Source organism: Caballeronia terrestris, assembly GCF_001544515.1.
Taxonomy (GTDB): domain Bacteria; phylum Pseudomonadota; class Gammaproteobacteria; order Burkholderiales; family Burkholderiaceae; genus Caballeronia; species Caballeronia terrestris.
The window spans coordinates 1-757 of sequence record NZ_FCOL02000560.1; the positions used below are offsets into that span (position 1 = coordinate 1).

Below are 757 nucleotides of genomic sequence, written 5' to 3' on the forward strand. Positions count from 1 at the left end.
ACTTCACACCGAGTCGGGAATAAGATTCGAACCTTCGTCCTGACTGCGCATCGCTGCACCCAGCCTTAGCAGAGCGTGCGGCGCACGCCCCGACGCCAGATTTCCGTACGTTCCTTCGCTCATGAGCTAGACCGTTTCGAGAAGCTGACTGACATCTCCCACCACGGGCGTTAATTCCGGCGCATCGAGACTGCGGGTTCGATGGGAGACTCGGCACTCGGCATGAACAGCTTTTCCTCATATGGGCGGTTCCGCCTTGGCGACGCGTGGGCGCCGCCGATTTCCCTAATCCAGTGGAAAGGATCCCGTCGTGCCACTCTCTCATTCTACTGATTCGTCCTCGGCAGGATCAAAGCGACTCAATTTTCATCGCTCTCGATAGAGTTTTTTAACTGCATCGACGATCTCGATGCCGAGTTTGGAACGTATCGGATGCTACAGAACGTGTGTCGGCCCATACAGGTTCTGCACAACTCGGTTATATAGGTCGGATTTTTCTTTAAACGACGAGTCCGTCGCCACCGCACATCTTTTTCCCGTGAAACAACTTGCAAATCATCCGATAGGTGACTGAATCTAAAGCTTTTTTTTCGACACCATAAAAAATTATGATGTTCCACGGGTGCCGTCCTTCGTCATAGCATGCCGGCATACCGATCGCGCGGTTGGCCGACCCCATTCGCTCTTGGCGGCTGGATTTAGCTAGCGTTCCCACCAGCCATTCTTCCTGTGCCGAAGCGGCGACGTGTTTCAAATG

1 protein-coding gene is annotated in these 757 nt (G+C 53.6%); it reads right to left on the reverse strand.

Features of this window, described 5'->3' with window-relative positions; genetic code table 11:
• Positions 1-499 precede the first annotated feature (499 nt).
• Positions 500-757 (reverse strand): hypothetical protein (locus AWB67_RS41290; RefSeq protein ID WP_159965179.1); only part of this gene is annotated, 258 nt, incomplete at its 5' end.